This is a genomic window from Pseudomonas cichorii (genome assembly GCF_015471405.1).
GTDB lineage: Bacteria > Pseudomonadota > Gammaproteobacteria > Pseudomonadales > Pseudomonadaceae > Aquipseudomonas > Aquipseudomonas serbiensis.
On record NZ_BLVZ01000005.1, the window covers coordinates 392,071 to 412,052 of the forward strand.

The following is a 19,982-nucleotide window of genomic DNA, read 5'->3' on the forward strand; positions in this document are numbered from 1 at the left end:
GACGTGTAGGAGCGAATTCATTCGCGAAAAACCAGAAACATCGAGTTCAGGCAACCAGCGCCTTGTCCAGCACACGCTCAACTTCTGACTTGATCGAACCGCTCATGGCCGACAGGATGAAGTTCAGTTCGATGCTGACCCGGATAAGCGCATCTTCAACTTCAACCTTGCCTTTGGCGCCCTTGCCTTCGAGCTTGACGGTATCGCCAGCCCATTCGTGAGCCAGTCCGTATTTCTCGGCCAGTTTCTCGACCAGTTGCTCAGCCCTCTCCCGCGCCTTGTCACGGCCCAGAGTGTGCGGGCGCTCAACAGTTATTTTCGCCATTGGAGAGTTCCTTTTCTGTCGGTTGAATCGCGGCGCAACTATAACAGTCGCTCGTCCCGAAGAAAGCCCTGACGATGAGCCTTGTCAAGACAAAGCCAGCCCTGGCGATTAGAATGATCGGCATTCTATTCCGGCGGCAGCGATATGAACGATCAGCGCAAAGGTAGCGATACCGAACCCACCACTCATTTCGGCTACAAAAACGTACCGGAAAGCCAGAAGGCCGAGAAAGTCGCTGAGGTTTTCCACTCCGTAGCGGCCAAATACGACCTGATGAACGACCTGCTGTCCGGTGGCATGCACCGACTGTGGAAGCGTTTCGCTATTGAGCTTTCCGGTGTTCGCACGGGCAACCGGGTCCTGGATATCGCGGGCGGCACGGGCGACCTGACCCGCAAGTTCTCGAATCTGGTCGGCCCGACCGGTCATGTGGTCCTGGCAGACATCAACGCTTCGATGCTCAAGGTCGGGCGCGATCGCCTGCTGGACCTGGGCGTTTCGGGCAATGTCGAATTCGTACAGGCCGACGCCGAGAAGCTGCCTTTTCCTGACAACCATTTCGATTGCGTGACCATCGCTTTCGGTCTGCGCAACGTGACGCACAAGGAGGACGCCCTGCGCTCCATGCTGCGTGTGCTCAAGCCCGGCGGTCGTCTGTTGGTGCTGGAATTTTCCAAACCGACCAACAAGCTGATGTCAAAAGCCTATGACGCCTACTCGTTCGCGTTCATGCCGTTCATGGGCAAGCTGGTGACCAATGATTCGGAAAGCTACCGCTATCTGGCAGAGTCGATCCGCATGCACCCGGATCAGGAAACCCTCAAGTCGATGATGGTAGACGCCGGCTTTGACCGCGTGACCTATCACAACATGACCTCGGGCATCGTCGCCCTGCATCGCGGTATCAAACCCTGATGCTCCTGCGCGGTCTGCTCGCCAGCGTCGAGCACGGCATCAATCGCGTGTTGCGTCTGGACAGCACGGCTGCGCCACGTCTCGCCGAACTGGCTGGCAAGGTGATAGCCATCGATTGCCGCGACCCGGCGCTGCAACTGTTCATCCTGCCCAGCGACGAAGGTCTGCTGCTGGCGGCTGACTGGGCAGCGGATGCCGATTGCATCCTGCGCGCTCCGGCAGCCAGCCTGCTGCGTCTGGCGCTGAGCCAGGACAAGACTGCCGTGCTCCACGGCCCGGAAGTCGAGCTGGACGGTGACAGCGCCGTCTTGCTGGAGCTGGTCGGCATCCTTCAAGACCTGGAGCTGGACTGGGAGCATGAACTCTCCCGCTGGCTCGGTCCGGTAGCCAGCCAGTTGCTCAGCGGTCACCTGCGCAGCCACGCACGCTGGACCCGCGATAACTTCGCCAGCCTCAGCCAGAATGTGGCCGACTACCTGAGTGAAGAATCGCGTACTCTGGTCGGCAAACACGAGGCCGAAGCCCGCTTTGCCGAACTCGATCAGATCAAAATGGATCTGGAACGTCTTGAGGCGCGCTTTGCACGTCTCACCCAATCCCTCAATTCCAGCGATAACGCATGAAGCTGCTTGCCGTCCGCCGTCTGTTTCGTATCCAACGTGTCGTGATCCGCTACCGCCTCGATGACCTGCTCTTCGCCCTGCCGCTTCCTTGGTGGATGCTGGCCGTGCGATTCGTCCTGCCCTGGCGCTGGTTGCCACGCAAGACTCTGGACCTGAGTCGTGGTGCCTGCCTGCGTCTGGCGCTTCAGGATCTGGGGCCGATCTTCATCAAGTTTGGGCAGTTGCTTTCGACCCGCCGCGACCTGCTGCCCGAAGACATCGCCGACGAATTGATGCTGCTGCAAGACCGCGTACCGCCGTTCGATCAGCAACTGGCCGTGAACCTGATCGAAGAGCAACTGGGTGCAAAAATCAGTGAGGTCTTCAGCCGCTTCGACGTGACGCCTCTGGCGTCGGCCTCCGTGGCGCAGGTCCATGCCGCACGCCTCAAGACCGGCGAAGAAGTGGTGGTCAAGGTCGTGCGCCCTGGCCTCAAGCCAGTCATCGGTCAGGATCTGGCATGGCTGTTCATTCTGGCCCGCACCGCCGAGCGGCTGTCGGCCGATGCCCGGCTGCTGCATCCGGTGCAGGTGGTCAGCGACTACGAAAAGACCATCTACGACGAGCTGGACCTGCTGCGTGAAGCCGCCAACTCCAGCCAGTTGCGCCGCAACTTCGAGGGCTCCGATCTGCTGTATGTGCCGCAGGTCTACTGGGACTGGTGCCGTCCGAAAGTGTTGGTCATGGAGCGGATCTACGGCGTTCAGGTCACCGATCTGGCCACCCTGGCCGATCAGCGCACCGACATGAAGCTGTTGGCAGAGCGCGGCGTGGAGATCTTTTTCACCCAGGTATTCCGCGACAGTTTCTTCCATGCCGACATGCACCCGGGCAACATTTTCGTCAGCACGGTCAATCCATGGCGTCCGCAGTACATCGCCATCGACTGCGGGATCGTCGGCAGCCTGACGCCGCAGGATCAGGATTACCTGGCCCGCAACCTGTTTGCCTTCTTCAAGCGCGATTATCGCCGGGTGGCGCAATTGCACATCGATTCAGGCTGGGTGCCCGCCGAAACCAAGCTCAACGAGTTTGAAGCCGCGATTCGTACCGTATGCGAACCGATCTTCGAGAAGCCGCTCAAGGACATTTCATTCGGTCAGGTGCTGATGCGCCTGTTCCAGACTGCACGCCGCTTCAATATGGAAGTCCAGCCACAACTGGTGCTGCTGCAAAAGACCCTGCTCAATATCGAAGGTCTGGGCCGTCAGCTCTATCCTGATCTGGACCTGTGGAGCACCGCTCAACCCTTCCTGGAGCGCTGGATGCGTGAGCGGGTCAGCCCCAAGACGCTGGTTCAGAACCTGCAAACCCAGGTCGAACAGTTACCACATATTGCAGGCATGACCCGCGACCTGCTGGAGCGCCTGTCCAGGCCCCATGCGAACGACCCGCCGCCGCCACGCTCTGGCCCCAGGGATAACTGGGCCTTGCGCCTGCTGGGCGCGGCGCTTTTGAGTGGCGGCGTGGTTCAGGTCTGGGCGCTGAGTGCAGCCGGCCTTCCGCTATTGACGCTGACCGCCTGGCCGGTTGGAATCATGCTGGTGTCAGGGCTGTATCTGATCGTTCGCCGATAGCCAGCGACGCATGTGACTGGCACACTGTTCAACCCGCCGGGATTATTGAGGCCCGGCTGCCGGAGTAGTTATGAAAGACTGGCTGGACGAGATTAAGTGGAACAGCGACGGTCTGGTGCCTGCAATCGCTCAGGATCACAAGACCGGCCGTGTATTGATGATGGCCTGGATGAATCGCGAATCCCTGAGCCTGACTGCAAAAGAGAACCGTGCAATATATTGGTCGCGTTCGCGTGGCAAACTCTGGCGCAAGGGAGAGGAATCCGGCCACGTTCAGCAATTGCATGAGCTGCGCCTGGATTGCGACGCCGACGTCATCATCCTGATGGTCGAGCAGATCGGCGGCATTGCCTGCCATACCGGACGCGAAAGCTGCTTCTACCGGGTTTATGAAAACTCGGGCTGGAAGACGGTCGACGCGGTGCTCAAAGACCCGGATGCCATTTATCACGCAGGACACTGAACATGACTGATACCTTGTCCCGTCTGGCCCAGGTGCTGGAATCGCGCAAGGATGCCGCTGCCGACAGCTCGTATGTCGCCAGTCTGTACCACAAGGGTTTGAACAAGATTCTGGAAAAGATCGGTGAAGAATCGGTCGAAACCATCATCGCTGCCAAGGATGCCGCCATCAGCGGCGATTGCAGCGATGTAATCTACGAAACCGCTGACCTCTGGTTTCACAGCATGGTAATGCTGGCTGCACTGGGTCAGCATCCACAAGCCGTGCTTGATGAACTGGACCGCCGCTTCGGGCTGTCCGGACACGCAGAAAAAGCTGCACGCACAGCGGATTAACTACCTGTCTTTCAGGTTCGAATTTTCTACGAGGAATGCTTCATGGGTATTTTTGACTGGAAACACTGGGTCGTCATCCTGATCGTTGTCGTGCTGGTTTTCGGCACCAAGAAACTCAAGGGCCTGGGTAGCGATATCGGCGAATCGATCAAGGGCTTTCGCAAGGCCATGAACGACGACGAAAAACCTGCCGAACAACCTGGCGCTCAACCGCAACAGGCGCAGGCGGCACCTCAGACTTCTCCGCTGAACCAGCCACACACCATCGACGGGCAGGCGCATAAAGTCGAAGAGCCGACCCGCAAAGACCAGGTTTAAGCCATGTTCGGTATCAGCTTCTCTGAACTGCTGCTCGTAGGGCTGGTGGCCTTGCTGGTGCTTGGCCCTGAGCGCTTGCCGGGTGCTGCGCGCACCGCCGGTCTGTGGATCGGCCGGTTGAAGCGCAGCTTCAATGCGATCAAACAGGAAGTTGAACGTGAAATCGGTGCCGACGAAATCCGTCGGCAACTGCACAACGAACACATTCTGTCGCTGGAAGAAGAGGCGAGAAAGATTTTCTCGCCTCATTCCGAGCCTGAGCCAGAACCTGTCGCCGAGTCGCAGAGCGAACCGCAAGCAGCAGCCACCCAGGAAATCGGTCCGGCAGAGCCGGCACCCAAGAGCCAACTGTCTCTGGAAAAGCGCCCTAAACAAACGGCGTCCCCGGTCCCCGTCACGCCGCCTTCCGCCCACGATTCGTCACTGCCCCCACGAGCCCCATGAGCGATATTCCGGAAAACGATCAGCAAATGCCGCTGGTCTCGCACCTCACAGAATTGCGTACACGCCTGCTGCGCTGTGTTGCGGCGGTGTTCCTGATTTTTGCCGGCCTGTTCTACTTCACCCAGAAGATCTACACGCTGGTTTCGGCTCCGCTACGGGTGTACCTGCCCGAAGGCGCGACGATGATCGCCACCGACGTGGCCTCACCGTTCATCACACCGTTCAAGCTGACCATGATGGTGGCGCTGTTCCTGTCCATGCCGGTCATCCTGCATCAGATCTGGGGCTTTATCGCGCCGGGCCTTTACAAGCATGAGAAGCGCGTTGCCGTTCCGCTGCTGGTATCGAGCATCATCCTGTTCTACGCAGGCATGGCATTCGCTTACTTTCTGGTCTTCCCGCTGATTTTCCACTTCTTCGCCAGCGTGACTCCCGAAGGCGTGTCGATGATGACCGACATCGCCAGCTACCTCGACTTCGTCATGACGCTGTTCTTTGCCTTCGGTGTGGCCTTCGAGATTCCGGTAGCCGTGGTGCTGCTGGTCTGGATCGGCATCGTCGACGTCAAATACCTGAAAAAGATTCGTCCCTACGTGATCATCGGCTGCTTCGTGGTCGGCATGATCCTCACTCCGCCGGACATCTTCTCCCAGACCTTGCTCGCCGTGCCCATGTGGCTGCTGTTCGAGCTGGGCATCCTGTGCAGTTCGATGATCAGGAAGCGTGGCGAACACCCGGACGACCAGCCCGACGACGCTGACAAGCAAGACCAGCCGCCCGCGACCCTGTCGTGAACCTGCTGCTACTTGAAGAGGCCGACTTCATTGCGGCCGACAGAGTCATCCTGCGCGACCGGCGCCTCACGCACATGCAAGAGGTGCATCGCGCAGAGGTCGGCGACAGCCTGCGCGTCGGTCGCGTAAACGGCTTGCTGGGCACTGCCGAGCTGATTCGTCTCGAAAGCCACGAAGCCGAGCTGCGCATCAGCCTCGACAGTGCGCCTCCCGCCAAGCTGCCATTGACCCTGTTACTGGCACTGCCACGCCCCAAGATGCTGCGCCGGGTTTTCCAGACGGTCGCGACCATGGGCGTGCCCAAGGTCATCCTGCTCAACAGTTACAGGGTTGAAAAAAGCTTCTGGCAGACGCCGTTTCTGGAGCCTGAAGCCATTCGTGAACAGTTGATCCTGGGGCTTGAACAGGCACGCGACAGCGTCCTGCCCGAGATCGTGATCGAAAAGCGTTTTAAACCGTTCGTCGAAGACCGTCTGCCGCAACTGGCCCAAAATACACTCGGGCTGGTGGGTCATCCCGGCGAATTCCCCGCCTGCCCACGCGCAGTCGAGCAACAGGTCACACTGGCAATCGGCCCGGAAGGTGGCTGGATCCCTTATGAAATCGACCTGCTGCGCAAGGCCGGCCTGCAACCGGTACAACTCGGCGAGCGAATACTGAGGGTCGAAACCGCTGTGACCGCCCTGCTGGCCCGTCTGTTCTAAGCCTTTCTTTTATCAGAGCAATGACTACAGTTTCTCAATCAGGAGCCGATGTAAAAGCGGATCTATAAAAATAGAGATTGAGGAGTTGTCATGTATCGCTGGTTCGCTCGAAGTCTCGCCAATGCGAGTGTAAGTTTGAAATTAGCGATCGGCTTCGGTCTGGTCCTGGCATTGACCCTGATGATTACGGCTACGGCCTGGTTAAGCACGCAGGGCCTTATCTCTCGCGGGGACAGGGTTGCGGCGATCACCGATGTCAACGTGCTGACGCTTGAGCTGCGTATCAATCGCATGCGCTACGAGACACTGTACAACGCCGAAACAGCGTCCGCTGTAGTAGCAAATCTGGACAAGCTCGATGCAGCCCTCAAGGCCGCCAGGGCTTTGCTGCGTTCCGCCGAGAACATCAAGCGCCTCGACTCCCAGATCCAGAGCGCCAACGAATATCGCCAGGCATTCGGCGAAATGACCAAGGCTATCGAAACCCGGGAAGGCACTCGCAGCCTGATGGGCGACAATGCCGACAAAGCCGTTGCCGAAGTCGGCAAGATCGAAGCCGAACTGCTGAAAGCCGACAACATTCTGGCCTTCAACAATATCGTCGGTGCCAGCAAACAGATCCAGCAGGCCCGCTTTCAAGTGCGCGGCTACACCTACAGTGGCCGTGCCGAGTTCGAGAAGAACGCCAATGCGGCCATCGATGAAGCGATGACCGGCATCAATACTCTGGCAGGTGATATCTCTTCCTCCTACCTGCCCATGCTGCAACAGGCCATTGCAGGCCTGAAAGGCTATCGCGCCGCCGTTGGGCAATATCGCGATGCCCAGGCAGCCAGTAAGGTAGCACTGGAAAAAATGACGGCGCTGGGCACCAAGATGCTGACCGTCAACGATGAAATGATCGATGCACAGACCGCCAGCCGCGATGCTGAAAGCGCAAAGTCGGTCATGATGATTGCCATCGCAACAGCCTTGGCACTGGTCTTTGGCATTCTGGCGGCCTGGGTCATCACTCGCCAGATCACCGTACCGCTGCAAAAGACACTCGACGTGGTAGAACGTGTTGCCTCCGGTGACCTGAGCCAGAATCTGGTCATTGATCGCAATGACGAACTGGGCAGGCTGCAAGGCAGTATCCAGCGCATGACGGTTTCCCTGCGCGAGCTGATTGGCGGCATTCGCGATGGCGTGACACAGATCGCCAGCGCGGCCGAAGAGCTGTCCGCCGTCACCGAGCAGACCAGCGCCGGGGTCAACAGCCAGAAGGTCGAGACCGATCAGGTCGCCACCGCCATGCACGAAATGACCGCAACGGTGCAGGAAGTCGCACGCAACGCCGAAGAGGCCTCGGAAGCGGCCGTAGCAGCCGATCAGCAGGCTCGCGAAGGTGAGCGCGTAGTGAAAGAAGCTATTTCCCAGATCGAGCGTCTGGCCTCGGCGGTCGGTAACTCCACCGAAGCCATGGGCGCGCTCAAGCTGGAAAGCGACAAGATCGGCAGCGTCCTGGACGTGATCAAGTCGGTTGCCGAACAGACCAACCTTCTGGCCCTCAACGCCGCTATCGAAGCGGCACGCGCAGGTGAAGCCGGTCGCGGGTTTGCGGTAGTGGCGGACGAAGTTCGCAGCCTGGCGCAGCGTACCCAGAAGTCCACCGAGGAAATCGAAGCGCTGATCGCCAGCCTGCAGAACGGCACACAGCAAGCCTCAAGCATCATGGACAGCAGCCGCGACCTGACTGCCAGCAGCGTGGACCTGACGCGCCGTGCCGGTACTTCGCTGGAAAACATCACCCAGACCGTTTCCGCGATCCAGTCGATGAACCAGCAGATCGCCGCTGCGGCCGAACAGCAAAGCGCTACCGCTGAAGAGATCAACCGCAGCGTACTCAACGTGCGTGACGTCTCCGAGCAAACCTCCGCAGCCAGTGAAGAAACAGCCGCCTCCAGCGTTGAGCTGGCGCGTCTGGGCAATCATCTTCAGGTGCTGGTAGGTCGCTTCAAAATCTGACGCGAGCAGGAAGCGGTGCAGGCCACCGCTTCCTTCCCGCCATTGGCCACGCGCATAAACGTGACCCGCTTCACCCGCCCACTCTCCCCGGAAATCTCCTACGACCTCTTCAGGTCGTGCAATACCCGCTTCCTGCCGATGCGCTCATGACGCATGCCCTGCAACGTTCAGGGCCTGCTTTTGTTCGCTTACAGCAGGAGAAGTCCGATGTTTCGATGGATCAATCACTCGCTCGATAACATGAGCGTCAAACTCAAACTGTCGCTGGGCTTCGGCCTGGTTCTATTACTGACTCTCGCCATCACGCTGACCGGCTGGCATGGCCTGGACGCGATGATCGAGCGCTCCGAGTCCATTTCCTCCATCGGCCAGCTCAGCAACCTGACCAAGGACCTTCGCACTGAACGCATTGTTTTCCGCTCAGAAAACACTCATGAAAACGCAACCAGAGTTGTAGAGCGGCTCAATGAACTGGAGGCCCAACTGGTGACGCTGCGCAGGGAAACCGACGATGCCAAAAGCCTTGCTCTGCTGACCGAGCAGAGTCAGGTCATCAGCCGCATGGAAAAGACCTTCACCGACCTTGGCCTTGATCGCAAAGCCCGCGACCAGTCGCGCATCGAGCTGGAACAGCAATCGGAACAGGCTGTGAAAGCCGTGGAGCAGGTCGAAAGCGAAGTGCTCAAGGCTGTGAGCCAGGAGCAGGACAATAGCGAGCGCCTGGATGAATTCACCAATATTTCCCAGCTCAAGCAACAGATCCAGATTGCCCGCTCTCAGGTCCAGGCTTACACCTTCACCAACAAGGAAGCCGATGAAGCCGCTGCGATTGCAGCCATCGACGAAGCGCTCAAGGAAGTGCAGCAGATATCCCTGGATCAGGCCGATGACAATATCCAGGGGCTCAAACCCGCCAGCGAGGCTTTGCGGCGCTATCGCGAACAACTGAACCGCTTCAAGGACATCCAGATCAAGGTCGAGGCCCTTCAGGAAACCATGGAGGAGCTGGGTGACAAGATGCTGGATCTGGTTGCCCGGCTGATAAACCTGCAAGGCACTCAGCGCGATGTCGAGGCCGCTGGCTCGCGAACCCTGTTGAGCGGTGTTGCCGGGCTGGCCTTGCTCATCGGCCTGTTGGCCGCCTGGGTCATGACGCAGCAGATCACACTGCCGCTGCAACAGACCTTGACCGCTGCCGGGCGTATCGCCCAAGGCAATCTGAGCAAGGATCTGGATATCCAGCGTCAGGATGAAATGGGCCAGCTTCAAGACAGCATGCAGGCCATGACCTTGAGCCTGCGCGATCTGGTCAGCGGCATTGGCGATGGTGTCACCCAGATCGCCAGTGCCGCCGAACAGCTCTCGGCGGTGACGGAGCAGACTTGCGTCGGGGTCAACAGCCAGAAGGACGAAACCGATCAGGTCGCCACCGCCATGAATCAGATGGCAGCCACCGTGCAGGAAATCGCCCGCAATGCACAGCAAGCCTCTCAGGCAGCGGTCGCTGCAGATCAACAAGCCCGCGACGGCGATCAGGTGGTCAGTCAGGCCATCAGTCAGATCGAGCAACTGGCCAGTGAAGTCGCCAATTCGACGCTGGCGATGAATCAGCTCAAGCTGGAAAGCGGCAAGATTGTCGGGGTGCTCGATGTGATCAAGTCCGTCTCCCAACAGACCAACCTGCTGGCTCTCAATGCAGCCATCGAAGCGGCACGTGCCGGCGAGGCCGGGCGCGGGTTTGCGGTAGTTGCCGATGAAGTGCGCGGCCTCGCGCAGCGCACTCAGGAGTCCACAGAGGAAATCGAGGAACTGATCGCCGCCTTGCAGAGCGGCACCCAGCAAGTCGCCACGACTCTGGACAGCAGCCGTAACCTGACCGACAACAGCGTAGAACTGAGTCGACGTGCAGGCTGTGCTCTGGAGCAGATCACCCGGACCGTGGCCACCATTCAGGACATGAACCAGCAGATCGCGACTGCCAGCGAGGAGCAGAGCGCAGTGGCCGAGCAGATAAACAGCAATGTGCTCAGGGTGCGGGATATTTCGGAACAGACCGCTGCGGCAAGCGACGAGACGGCAGCATCAAGTGTCGAGCTGGCCCGGTTGGGCACTCATCTGAGGGAATTGGTGGGGAAATTTCGGGTTAATTAAGAGCTTCGCGAATAAATTCGCTCCTACGGGGATTTACAACACCGTAGGAGCGAATTCATTCGCGAAAGGACAGTGCAGCTTTACGCCAACACTGGCTCCGCATCCTGCTTGACCGGCTGAAGCGGCAGCAGAGGTGCATGGGGATCGGCTTCGATGGAAGCACGCCACGCAGCCAGCCACTCAGGGTGGCCTGCATTCCAGACCTGATCGTGCAGACGCCCCAGGGCGACAGGGTCGCTCAGCAGCATCAGACGCTCATGGTTGCTGAGCTTCTCGGGACCGACCTTGAGTGCATGCTCGACGCGCTCATGACGAACCGTCTCGACAGGCTGGGCCAGACGGTGACGGGAAGTCGCCAGCGCACACGCCAGGGCGTTCTGCTGAGGATCGACCACGGCACGAATGAAGCCGTCCTTCAACGCATGCCAACGGTTCTCGTGGGTGTACTGATCGGTAGAAATCAGCTCCTGAGGCGTGTCGTACTCTTCCGGAATCAGGAAGAAGCTCTCGTCACGCGCCTTGAGACCCAGCTTGGTACGGCTGGAAATCACCGATACCGGAATCGACAGCATCAGGGAAACCACAATCGGCGCAAGCCACCACAGGAAGCTTGGGTTCAACCAGGCCACCAGCAAGGCCCAGCAGGCACCCAGCAAGGTCTGCGGACCATGGCGCTTGACCGCCTCGATCCATGGCGTGGAATCGTCGTCACGCTGCGGAGAATTCCAGGTCGCCGCCCAGCCCAGGAAAGCAGCCAGCACGAAACGGGTATGGAACAGCATGCGCACCGGAGCCAGCAGCACCGAGAACAGCATTTCCAGCAGCATCGAAACCGTGACCTTGAACTTGCCGCCAAATGCCTTGGCGCCCTTGGCCCAGATCAGAATGACGCTGAGCAGTTTGGGCAGGAACAACAGGACAATGGTGGTCGAGAACAATGCGACGGCTTTTTCCGGGTGCCATTGTGGCCACAGCGGATACAGCTGACGCGGTTCAAGGAAGTAGGTCGGCTCCATCAGGGTGTTCACTGCCAGCAAGGCCGTGGACAACACCAGGAAGAAGAACCATAACGGCGCCGATAGATACGACATCACGCCTGTCAGGAACACTGCACGGTGAACCGGGTGCATGCCCTTGACCAGGAACAGCCTGAAGTTCATCAGGTTGCCGTGGCACCAGCGGCGGTCACGCTTGAGTTCGTCCAGCAGGTTGGGCGGCAACTCTTCGTAACTGCCCGGCAGATCGTAGGCAATCCATACGCCCCAGCCGGCACGACGCATGAGCGCAGCCTCGACGAAGTCGTGGGAAAGAATCGCACCGGCGAATGCCCCCTTGCCCGGCAACGGCGCCAGGGCGCAGTGCTCGATGAAGGGTTTCATGCGGATGATCGCGTTGTGACCCCAGTAATGGGATTCACCCAGTTGCCAGAAGTGCAGACCGGCAGTGAACAGCGGACCATAGACGCGGGTCGCGAACTGCTGCATGCGCGCATACAGCGTGTCCATACCCGAGGCACGTGGCGCAGTCTGGATGATACCTGCGTCCGGGGTGGCCTCCATCAGGCGTACCAGACTGGTCAGGCATTCACCGCTCATCACGCTGTCGGCATCGAGTACGACCATGTAGCGGTAATCGCCACCCCAGCGACGGCAGAAGTCATCGAGGTTGCCGCTCTTGCGTTTTACGCGACGGCGACGACGACGATAGAAGATCTTGCCGAAACCACCGGTTTCGCGACACACGTCTAGCCAGGCTTGCTGCTCGGCCACCGCGATGTCGGTATCGTTGGTATCGCTGAGCACGAAGAAATCGAAACGGTCCAGATCGCCCGTTGCGGCAACCGACTCGAACGTCGCACGCAGACCGGCAAATACCCGTGGCACGTCTTCGTTGCAGATCGGCATGACCAGTGCGGTACGCGCACCGGCTTCGATCGGCTCGTTACCGGCGCTGGCACCAGAGATGCGGTACTTGTCGCGGCCCGTGAGCAATTCGAGAAAGCCCATCAGCGCCGTCCAGAAACCGGCCGAAACCCAGCAGAACAGAATACCGAACAGCAACAGAATGCTGGTCTGCAAGGCGTAAGGCAGTACCTGCCACGCCGTCTGCACAAAGGTCTGGCGAGTGATTTCGTCCAGCGAAACCAGCGACCAGCCCTGATACGGCAGTATGCCTTTCATGTACCAGCCAGCCACGATGGTCTGACCAAGCATCAACAGCAACAGAATGTAACGACGAATCGAGCCGACCGTACGCCAGCGCGCCTTGGGCAGATCACGGGGCAAATCGCTGTGATCGGGCTTGGGCGGGTTGGTCTTGCCGGTCAGACGCCGCCAGCCACGCACCAGAATGTTGGTGCGCCATGGCTCTGGAACAACCTTGGTCCGGCGGATCGGTGGCGTAGCCTTCAGACGAATGCGACCGCTGGCATCGACGTCGAGAAGCTCGGCGTCCTGCAATTCTTCAGCCGTGGACAGCGTCAGGCGACGGCCGACGGACGCCTGGGCGACCTCGGCCTTATCGCTTACCGGCTGCGCGGAAAGACGTTCGTGCAATTCAGCGAACGACTTGCAGCTGGCAAGTTCTGCCCGCTGCTCGTCACTCATCGGCAGGTGTGCCAGGTACTCGTTCAGAGACTCTGGCACGGGTAGAGAATTACTCATCGCTTGGCAACTGGTAGCTCCAGGTCTCGGTCATGACTTGCAACGTCTTGGCCGGCTCCGGATGGGTGGGTGCGGCCTCGGCTTCAGGCTGCTTGATCTCTTTACCTTCAGCATCTTTGGCCACGTCGGCTTTCGCTACGTCAGCCTTGTCAGCTTTTGCTGCATCAGCCTTGGGTGCATCGGCTTTCTTGGCTGGATCAGCCTTGGCGGCGTCAGTCCTGGCTGCATCGGCTTTGGCGACTTCAGGCTTGGCATCACCAGTCTTGGTCGCATCGGCCTTGGCTACGGCGGCGTCAGCCTTGGCAACTTCCTTGGCGGCTGCAGGTTTTGCAGCTTCCTTGGACGCTGGCTTCTTGTCTTCTTTGTCAGCAACAAGCAGCGCAGGTTCCTTGCCCGGCTCGGCAGGAATTTCACGCAACAGGTAGGCACGCATCTCGGTCGGCTTGTTACGGTCCTTGACCTTCACACGCAGAGTCAGGCGATAGCCCTTGGTAACCGGGTTGTAGCGCAGGTTGTTCTCGACCAGTTCGACGTTGTCATCGGTGGTCACCTGGCTGCGGATGGTCTTGTCTTCAGGCAATGCGGCCAGCACCGGACCGACGAAGTCGACCAGGAATGCCAGGCTGCCGTCCGGCTGACGAACCAGGTTGGACTGCCTTACGTCACCGATGGAGCGCTGGGTCTGCTTGACCCAACCCAGATCAGGCGAGTGAATGGCGTTTTCCTGCATGGTCCAGTGCAGACGGTAGTTGAACTCCATCGGCTCACCCGGCGCGGCCAGGGTGTCAGGCTTCCAGAACGCAACGATGTTGTCGTTGGTTTCGTCGGCAGTCGGAATCTCTACCAGATCGACGGTGCCTTTGCCCCAGTCGCCTTTCGGCTCGATCCAGGCACTTGGACGCTTGTCGTAGCGGTCGTCGAGGTCTTCGTACTGACTGAAATCACGGCCACGTTGCAGCAGACCGAAGCCACGCGGGTTCTCGACCGAGAAGCTGCTGACGGCCAGGTGTTTCGGGTTGTTCAGCGGACGCCATACCCACTCGCCATTGGCTGCCTGGATCGACAGGCCGCTGGAGTCGTGCAGTTCACGACGATAGTTAGGCACACGCGACGGCTGGTTGGCACCGAACAGGAACATGCTGGTCAGCGGAGCAACACCCAGCTTGGTGACGTTTTCACGCAGGAACATGCGCGATTTGACGTCGACCAGCGTGTTGGTGCCAGGACGCAGGGTCAACTGGTAAGCACCGGTGGCGCGAGGCGAATCGAGCAGGGCAAAGATCACCAGATGGTTGTCATCCGGGCCTGGTTTCTCGATCCAGAACTCTTTGAAACGCGGAAACTCTTCGCCGGACGGCAAGGCGGTATCGATTGCCATGCCGCGAGCGGACAGACCATAGACCTGACCCTTGCCGATCACGCGGAAGTAGCTCGCGCCCAGCATGGTCATGATTTCGTCCTGCTTGTCATCCTTGTTGATCGGATACAAGACGCGGAAGCCCGCATAACCAAGTTTTTCGGTGGCCTTCGGGTCGACCTTGCTGTCGCCGAAATCGAAACGGCTCGCGTCGTACTTGATCTCTTCGACGGTTGTGGCCGTGACTTCGTTGATCTTGACTGGTGTGTCGAAGTGCATGCCCTGGTGATAGAACGACAGCTTGAACGGCGTCTTGTCGGTCGCCCACTCAGCCTTGTCTTCACGGAAGCGGATTTTCTGGTAGTCCGCGAACTTCATGTCGCGCAACTCGGTGGGCAGATTGCTCTTGGGAGCCTCGAACTTCTGCCCGGCCATTTCTTTGGCCTTTACCGCTACATCATCAAGATTGAACGCCCATAGCTGGCCTGAACCCAACAGGCAGACAAGAGCCGAGCTTGCCAAAAGCGCACTACGCAACCGCTTGACAGGTGTCTTTGGAGCATCACAGGGACTAACAATCACGAGCAACCCTCGCCGAAAACAGATGAAAAAACCAACGGCCAGCTATCAGATGCCGGGTTGGCGAGCATTGTTCCGACTCCGAATGGGCTTAATGATTCCCCAATCAATGTCAGAACCCGCTTCTGAATACGCAGTGGACCAACTCTCGTCGGTCCCCGTAGCGCGCGATTATCCAGTAGCTCGCGTCACAACGCATCAGTTATGACAAAGAATTTCTCACGCGCAGGACTAATAAATCCGGGGCAGGCAGAGAATTCATCTTGTCAGGTATCAAGCAAAAATGTCACAGGGCCATCATTCACTAAATGAACCTGCATGTCCGCACCAAATTGGCCCGCAGCAACCACCGGATGCGCGATCCTGGCCTGTGACAATAAATAGTCGAACAACTCGGCACCCAATGCCGGTGAGGCGGCCTTTGAAAAGCTCGGGCGCATGCCGCTTTTGGTATCCGCCGCCAGAGTGAACTGCGAAACCAGCAACAATCCGCCGCCTACATCACGCAATGAAAGGTTCATCTTGCCTTCATCATCACTGAACACTCGATAGTTGAGCAGCTTATGCAGCAACTTATCGGCACTGGCCTGTGTGTCTTGAGGCTCTACACCCACAAGGACCAAAAGTCCTTGATCGACAGCACCCACAACTTCCCCAGCTACTTCCACACGCGCACTTTGCACGCGCTGCAACAAGCCTTTCATCAATAAGAAATCCCATCATTCAAACGGCGTAGGAGCGAATTCATTCGCGAAAGACGGCCTCTTCACGGATGAATCCGCTCCTACAGGGGTTATGCCTCTTCTGGCGGCAGGTCCAGCAAGCGGCGGGCGATCTGCGAAGCCGCACGTACCAGCGCGTCGGTAATGCCTGGCTCGGACGCCGCATGCCCGGCATCACGAATGACCTGCAACTCACTGTTGGGCCACGCCTGATGCAGCTCCCAAGCGTTATCCAGCGGGCAAATTACATCGTAGCGGCCATGAACGATGATGCCAGGCAGATGCGCGATCTTGGGCATATCGCGTATCAACTGGTTTTCTTCCAGGAAGGCATTGTTGGTGAAGTAATGACATTCGATGCGCGCAATGGACAAGGCACGTTGCGGCTCGGAGAAACGGTCGACGACCTGCGGGTTGGGCCGCAAGGTCGCGGTGCGGCCTTCCCAGGTGGACCATGCCTTGGCGGCATGCATCTGGGCGATCTGATCGGCACCGGTCAGGCGCTTGTGAAAGGCCGCCAGCAGGTTATCGCGCTCATCCAGCGGAATCGGCGCCACGTAATCCTGCCAGTAATCAGGGAACAGGCGGCTGGCGCCGGACTGATAGAACCACTCGATTTCCTGCGCACGGCACAGGAAAACGCCGCGCAGTATCAAGGCGTGGACACGCTCGGGATGCGTCTGGGCGTAGGCCAGCGCCAGGGTCGAGCCCCACGAGCCGCCGAACAGCACCCATTTATCGATCCCCAGATGTTCGCGAATGCGTTCCAGGTCTTCTACCAGATGCCAAGTGGTGTTGCTCTCAAGGCTGGCATGCGGAGTCGAACGACCGCAGCCGCGCTGATCGAAAGTGATGATGCGGTACAGGTTCGGATCGAAATAGCAGCGACTTTGAGCATCACATCCCGCACCCGGCCCGCCGTGAATGAACACAACTGGCAAGCCTTCTGGAGAGCCGCTTTCATCGACATAGAGCACATGCGGCTGTTCCACGGCCAGATCGTGCCGGGCGTAGGGTTTGATCTGCGGGTACAAAGTCTGCATACATGCTCCATAAGTCCAGTTCAGAGGCGTCTATTATTCTGCCGTTGGGCATCATAAACCCGAAACGATGAATGAGCATGCTGCACATTCAAGATCAGGCTGGAACGATCAATGCAAGCGTTTTGCCAATTGCACAGGTTCGCGAACCAGCGCCTTGCGACCGGGTCGAAACGTTTGCGTTCTGCCTGGTTATTTAAAATTTTTTCAGGAAATAACTGACGACACGCCTACAGTCAAAGAACCCACTTTTCACTCGTCTGACTACTTGAGGTCGTACCGATGTCTCAGGAACCACTTGTTCGTGACGCTGATGTGGCCGCTTTTCGCGCCGCTGTTCTTGCCAAACTCACCTATGCAGTGGGCAAGGACCCTGACCATGCGTTTGAGCATGACTGGTTTGAAGCTGTAGCACTGGCTGCTCGCGACCATATGGTCGAGCACTGGATGGACCATACGCGGCAGATTTATCGCAAGGTCCAGAAGCGCGTTTACTACCTGTCCCTTGAATTCCTGATCGGTCGGCTTCTGTACGACAGCCTGAGTAACCTCGGGCTGCTGGAAATCGCTCGCGAGGCGATGACCGAACTGGGCGTGGATATCGAACGCATACGCCTGCTGGAACCGGATGCAGCCTTGGGCAATGGTGGCCTGGGTCGTCTGGCAGCCTGCTTCATGGAAAGCATGTCGACACTGGGCATCGCCGGTCATGGCTATGGCATTCGTTACGAGCACGGCCTGTTCCGTCAGGCGATCGTCGACGGCTGGCAGCAGGAGCAAACGGAGAACTGGCTGGACTTCGGCAACCCATGGGAGTTCGAGCGCCCCGAGGTGGTCTACTCCATCGGCTTCAGCGGCAGCGTGGAAACCGTACTCAATGAGTCGGGTGAAGCGCGGCAGGTATGGCGTCCGGCTGAAACCGTGCGCGCCATTGCCTATGACACCCCCGTTGTGGGCTGGCGTGGCGCCAGCGTCAACACCTTGCGTCTGTGGCGTGCGCGGGCAGTGGAAGATCTGCATCTGGAGCGCTTCAACGCAGGCGACCACTTCGGTGCGGTTGCCGAAGTGGTGCGGGCCGAAAGTATTTCCCGCGTGCTCTACCCCAACGATGCAACGGAGGCGGGCCAGGAACTGCGCCTGCGTCAGGAGTACTTCTTTGTATCGGCGTCGCTGCAGGACCTGCTGCGTCGCCATCTGAACATGCATGCAACCCTGACGGATCTGCCGGAACACGCCGCCATCCAGATGAACGATACCCACCCGTCGATTGCCGTGGCCGAGCTGATGCGCCTGCTGATCGACACCCACGGTATCGCCTGGGATGCAGCATGGAAAATCACGGTCGGCACGCTGAGCTACACCAACCACACCCTGTTGCCCGAGGCACTGGAAACCTGGTCGGTGGGCCTGATGGAGCGCATGTTGCCGCGCCACATGCAGATCATCTATCTGATCAACGCTCAGCACATCGACACCCTGCGCGCCAAAGGCGTTCATGATTTCGACGTCTTGCGGGCCGTGTCACTGATCGAGGAAGACAATGGTCGCCGGGTACGCATGGGCAACCTTGCGTTCCTGGGCTCCCACAGCGTAAACGGTGTTTCTGCGCTGCATACCCAACTGATGCGCAAGACCGTGTTCGCCGAGCTGCACAAGATTTACCCGGAACGGATCAACAACAAAACCAACGGCATTACCTTCCGCCGCTGGCTGTACCAGGCCAACCCGAAGCTGACCGAAATGCTGGTCGAAGCTCTGGGCGAGGATGTACTGGACAATGCCGAGACACGCCTGATCGAACTGGAGCCGTTCGCGGAAAAAAGCTCGTTCCGCAAACAGATGGCAGACCAGCGCCTGCACAGCAAGCGCGCACTGGCAGCCATCATCCATGAACGCCTCGGGATCGTGGTCAATCCGGCTGCGATGTTCGATGTGCAGGTCAAGCGTATCCACGAGTACAAGCGCCAGCTGCTCAACCTGTTCCACACTGTTGCGCTGTATCAGGCCATTCGCGCCGAGCCCGGCACGGACTGGGTGCCTCGGGTGAAGATCTTCGCCGGTAAGGCAGCAGCCAGCTATCACTCGGCCAAACTGATCATCAAACTCACCAACGACATCGCCCGTACCGTCAACAACGACCCGACCGTGCGTGGCCTGCTCAAAGTGGTGTTCATGCCCAACTACAACGTCAGCCTGGCCGAAAGCATCATCCCGGCAGCCGACCTTTCCGAACAGATATCCACTGCAGGCCTGGAGGCTTCGGGTACCAGTAACATGAAGTTCGGCCTCAACGGCGCGCTGACCATTGGCACGCTGGACGGCGCCAACGTGGAAATGAGCGAGCAGGTCGGCCTTGAGCATATGTTCATCTTCGGCATGACATCGCAGCAGGTCGGAGCCCGCAAGCAAACCGGTGATTTCAGTGCCTACGCCGATGTGGCAGCATCCGGTCGCCTCAATGATGTGCTGCAAGCGATTCGCGGCGGTGTGTTCTCGCCGGACGATCCGAACCGCTATGCGGGCCTGATCGATCAGTTGCTGGCGTACGACCGCTTCCTGGTCTGCGCCGACTTCGACTCGTACTGGGCCGCCCAGGCCAAGGTCGAAGAGCGCTGGCACGACTCCAAGCAATGGTGGCGTTCGGCAGTCCTCAATACCGCGCGCATGGGCTGGTTCTCGTCAGACCGCACCATCCGCGAGTACGCAGGCGAAATCTGGAAAGCGCTGGACTGACCGGACCAAGACCGCCCATAACCCGCGTAGGAGCGACTTCAGTCGCGAATGAATTCGCTCCTACGCAACTTTTGCCCCTGACTCACTTCCTTTTGTTCACAGGTATTGGCATATCGCTATCGGTGGTGGGATATTTCACACACTACCGCGGAAACATTCCGATCAAAAATCGGCGCGGAAACAGGTTCAGACT

17 protein-coding genes and 2 pseudogenes are annotated in these 19,982 nt (G+C 58.8%); 14 read left to right on the plus strand and 5 right to left on the minus strand.

Going from position 1 to position 19,982, the window contains the following annotated elements:
- Positions 1-46: 46 nt before the first annotated feature.
- On the minus strand, positions 47-325 hold the full coding sequence (locus JL015_RS09825; protein ID WP_201001454.1) for a polyhydroxyalkanoic acid system family protein: 279 nt from the start codon (positions 323-325) through the stop codon (positions 47-49).
- Positions 326-469: 144 nt separating this feature from the next.
- Between JL015_RS09825 and ubiE the strand changes: the two genes are divergently transcribed.
- The 13 genes and pseudogenes from ubiE to JL015_RS28255 all read left to right on the plus strand — a co-directional run bounded on the left by ubiE (position 470) and on the right by JL015_RS28255 (position 10,695).
- Positions 470-1,240 carry a bifunctional demethylmenaquinone methyltransferase/2-methoxy-6-polyprenyl-1,4-benzoquinol methylase UbiE gene (gene ubiE / locus JL015_RS09830; RefSeq protein ID WP_025262310.1) on the plus strand — a complete coding sequence of 257 codons (771 nt, stop codon included), beginning with the start codon at positions 470-472 and terminating at the stop codon, positions 1,238-1,240.
- Positions 1,240-1,863, plus strand: a complete 624-nt coding sequence (locus tag JL015_RS09835; protein WP_201018329.1) for a ubiquinone biosynthesis accessory factor UbiJ — start codon at positions 1,240-1,242, stop codon at positions 1,861-1,863. Before ubiE ends, JL015_RS09835 begins: the two co-directional genes overlap by 1 nt.
- Positions 1,860-3,479, plus strand: a complete 1,620-nt coding sequence (gene ubiB / locus JL015_RS09840) for a ubiquinone biosynthesis regulatory protein kinase UbiB (protein WP_201018330.1) — start codon at positions 1,860-1,862, stop codon at positions 3,477-3,479. Before JL015_RS09835 ends, ubiB begins: the two co-directional genes overlap by 4 nt.
- Before the next feature lie 70 nt (positions 3,480-3,549).
- Positions 3,550-3,942, plus strand: a complete 393-nt coding sequence (gene hisI, locus JL015_RS09845) for a phosphoribosyl-AMP cyclohydrolase (protein ID WP_025262313.1) — start codon at positions 3,550-3,552, stop codon at positions 3,940-3,942.
- Between the two features lie 2 nt (positions 3,943-3,944).
- A complete protein-coding gene (locus tag JL015_RS09850) occupies positions 3,945-4,277 on the plus strand; it encodes a phosphoribosyl-ATP diphosphatase (protein WP_025262314.1) in 333 nt (110 codons plus the stop codon).
- A gap of 42 nt (positions 4,278-4,319) precedes the next feature.
- Positions 4,320-4,595 (plus strand): twin-arginine translocase TatA/TatE family subunit, encoded by a 276-nt coding sequence (locus JL015_RS09855; RefSeq protein WP_201001448.1) that lies wholly within the window; start codon positions 4,320-4,322, stop codon positions 4,593-4,595.
- A 3-nt stretch (positions 4,596-4,598) separates the two neighbouring features.
- The gene (tatB, locus tag JL015_RS09860) at positions 4,599-5,039 is read left to right on the plus strand and encodes a Sec-independent protein translocase protein TatB (protein WP_201018331.1); all 441 of its coding nucleotides are present in this window, start codon (positions 4,599-4,601) and stop codon (positions 5,037-5,039) included.
- Positions 5,036-5,833 (plus strand): twin-arginine translocase subunit TatC, encoded by a 798-nt coding sequence (gene tatC / locus JL015_RS09865; protein WP_201001446.1) that lies wholly within the window; start codon positions 5,036-5,038, stop codon positions 5,831-5,833. Before tatB ends, tatC begins: the two co-directional genes overlap by 4 nt.
- Positions 5,830-6,537, plus strand: coding sequence for a 16S rRNA (uracil(1498)-N(3))-methyltransferase (locus JL015_RS09870; RefSeq protein WP_201018332.1), 708 nt, complete (start codon positions 5,830-5,832; stop codon positions 6,535-6,537). Before tatC ends, JL015_RS09870 begins: the two co-directional genes overlap by 4 nt.
- A 180-nt stretch (positions 6,538-6,717) precedes the next feature.
- Positions 6,718-7,689: pseudogene (locus tag JL015_RS28240) on the plus strand (methyl-accepting chemotaxis protein); the annotation flags it as partial.
- Complete coding sequence (locus JL015_RS28245; protein ID WP_445177095.1) at positions 7,681-8,544, plus strand: methyl-accepting chemotaxis protein; 864 nt, start codon at positions 7,681-7,683, stop codon at positions 8,542-8,544. The pseudogene JL015_RS28240 and the gene JL015_RS28245, both read left to right, overlap by 9 nt.
- Before the next feature lie 333 nt (positions 8,545-8,877).
- Positions 8,878-9,837, plus strand: a pseudogene (locus tag JL015_RS28250) (methyl-accepting chemotaxis protein); the annotation flags it as partial.
- Positions 9,838-9,978: 141 nt separating this feature from the next.
- A complete protein-coding gene (locus JL015_RS28255; protein WP_445177106.1) occupies positions 9,979-10,695 on the plus strand; it encodes a methyl-accepting chemotaxis protein in 717 nt (238 codons plus the stop codon).
- An 80-nt stretch (positions 10,696-10,775) separates the two neighbouring features.
- Here JL015_RS28255 and mdoH read toward each other — a convergent pair whose 3' ends face one another.
- The 4 genes from mdoH to pip form a co-directional block, all read right to left on the minus strand.
- On the minus strand, positions 10,776-13,358 hold the full coding sequence (mdoH, locus tag JL015_RS09885; RefSeq protein ID WP_201018335.1) for a glucans biosynthesis glucosyltransferase MdoH: 2,583 nt from the start codon (positions 13,356-13,358) through the stop codon (positions 10,776-10,778).
- Positions 13,351-15,297 carry a glucan biosynthesis protein G gene (locus JL015_RS09890; protein ID WP_201018336.1) on the minus strand — a complete coding sequence of 649 codons (1,947 nt, stop codon included), beginning with the start codon at positions 15,295-15,297 and terminating at the stop codon, positions 13,351-13,353. Before JL015_RS09890 ends, mdoH begins: the two co-directional genes overlap by 8 nt.
- Before the next feature lie 263 nt (positions 15,298-15,560).
- Positions 15,561-15,998, minus strand: coding sequence for a D-aminoacyl-tRNA deacylase (dtd, locus tag JL015_RS09895; protein ID WP_201001439.1), 438 nt, complete (start codon positions 15,996-15,998; stop codon positions 15,561-15,563).
- Positions 15,999-16,087: 89 nt separating this feature from the next.
- A complete protein-coding gene (gene pip, locus JL015_RS09900; RefSeq protein ID WP_201001438.1) occupies positions 16,088-17,059 on the minus strand; it encodes a prolyl aminopeptidase in 972 nt (323 codons plus the stop codon).
- Positions 17,060-17,338: 279 nt separating this feature from the next.
- Here pip and JL015_RS09905 point away from each other — a divergent pair, with 279 nt between their 5' ends.
- Complete coding sequence (locus JL015_RS09905; RefSeq protein WP_201001437.1) at positions 17,339-19,789, plus strand: glycogen/starch/alpha-glucan phosphorylase; 2,451 nt, start codon at positions 17,339-17,341, stop codon at positions 19,787-19,789.
- The last annotated feature ends 193 nt before the right edge of the window (positions 19,790-19,982 follow it).

Excerpts from the sequence above, each read along its gene's own strand:
- JL015_RS09825 (WP_201001454.1), bottom strand. The coding sequence starts at position 325 with ATGGCGAAAATAACTGTTGAGCGCCCGCACACTCTGGGCCGTGACAAG.
- ubiE (WP_025262310.1), top strand. The coding sequence starts at position 470 with ATGAACGATCAGCGCAAAGGTAGCGATACCGAACCCACCACTCATTTC.
- JL015_RS09835 (WP_201018329.1), top strand. The coding sequence starts at position 1,240 with ATGCTCCTGCGCGGTCTGCTCGCCAGCGTCGAGCACGGCATCAATCGC.
- ubiB (WP_201018330.1), top strand. The coding sequence starts at position 1,860 with ATGAAGCTGCTTGCCGTCCGCCGTCTGTTTCGTATCCAACGTGTCGTG.
- hisI (WP_025262313.1), top strand. The coding sequence starts at position 3,550 with ATGAAAGACTGGCTGGACGAGATTAAGTGGAACAGCGACGGTCTGGTG.
- JL015_RS09850 (WP_025262314.1), top strand. The coding sequence starts at position 3,945 with ATGACTGATACCTTGTCCCGTCTGGCCCAGGTGCTGGAATCGCGCAAG.
- JL015_RS09855 (WP_201001448.1), top strand. The coding sequence starts at position 4,320 with ATGGGTATTTTTGACTGGAAACACTGGGTCGTCATCCTGATCGTTGTC.
- tatB (WP_201018331.1), top strand. The coding sequence starts at position 4,599 with ATGTTCGGTATCAGCTTCTCTGAACTGCTGCTCGTAGGGCTGGTGGCC.
- tatC (WP_201001446.1), top strand. The coding sequence starts at position 5,036 with ATGAGCGATATTCCGGAAAACGATCAGCAAATGCCGCTGGTCTCGCAC.
- JL015_RS28245 (WP_445177095.1), top strand. The coding sequence starts at position 7,681 with ATGACGGTTTCCCTGCGCGAGCTGATTGGCGGCATTCGCGATGGCGTG.
- JL015_RS28255 (WP_445177106.1), top strand. The coding sequence starts at position 9,979 with ATGAATCAGATGGCAGCCACCGTGCAGGAAATCGCCCGCAATGCACAG.
- mdoH (WP_201018335.1), bottom strand. The coding sequence starts at position 13,358 with ATGAGTAATTCTCTACCCGTGCCAGAGTCTCTGAACGAGTACCTGGCA.
- dtd (WP_201001439.1), bottom strand. The coding sequence starts at position 15,998 with ATGAAAGGCTTGTTGCAGCGCGTGCAAAGTGCGCGTGTGGAAGTAGCT.
- pip (WP_201001438.1), bottom strand. The coding sequence starts at position 17,059 with ATGCAGACTTTGTACCCGCAGATCAAACCCTACGCCCGGCACGATCTG.
- JL015_RS09905 (WP_201001437.1), top strand. The coding sequence starts at position 17,339 with ATGTCTCAGGAACCACTTGTTCGTGACGCTGATGTGGCCGCTTTTCGC.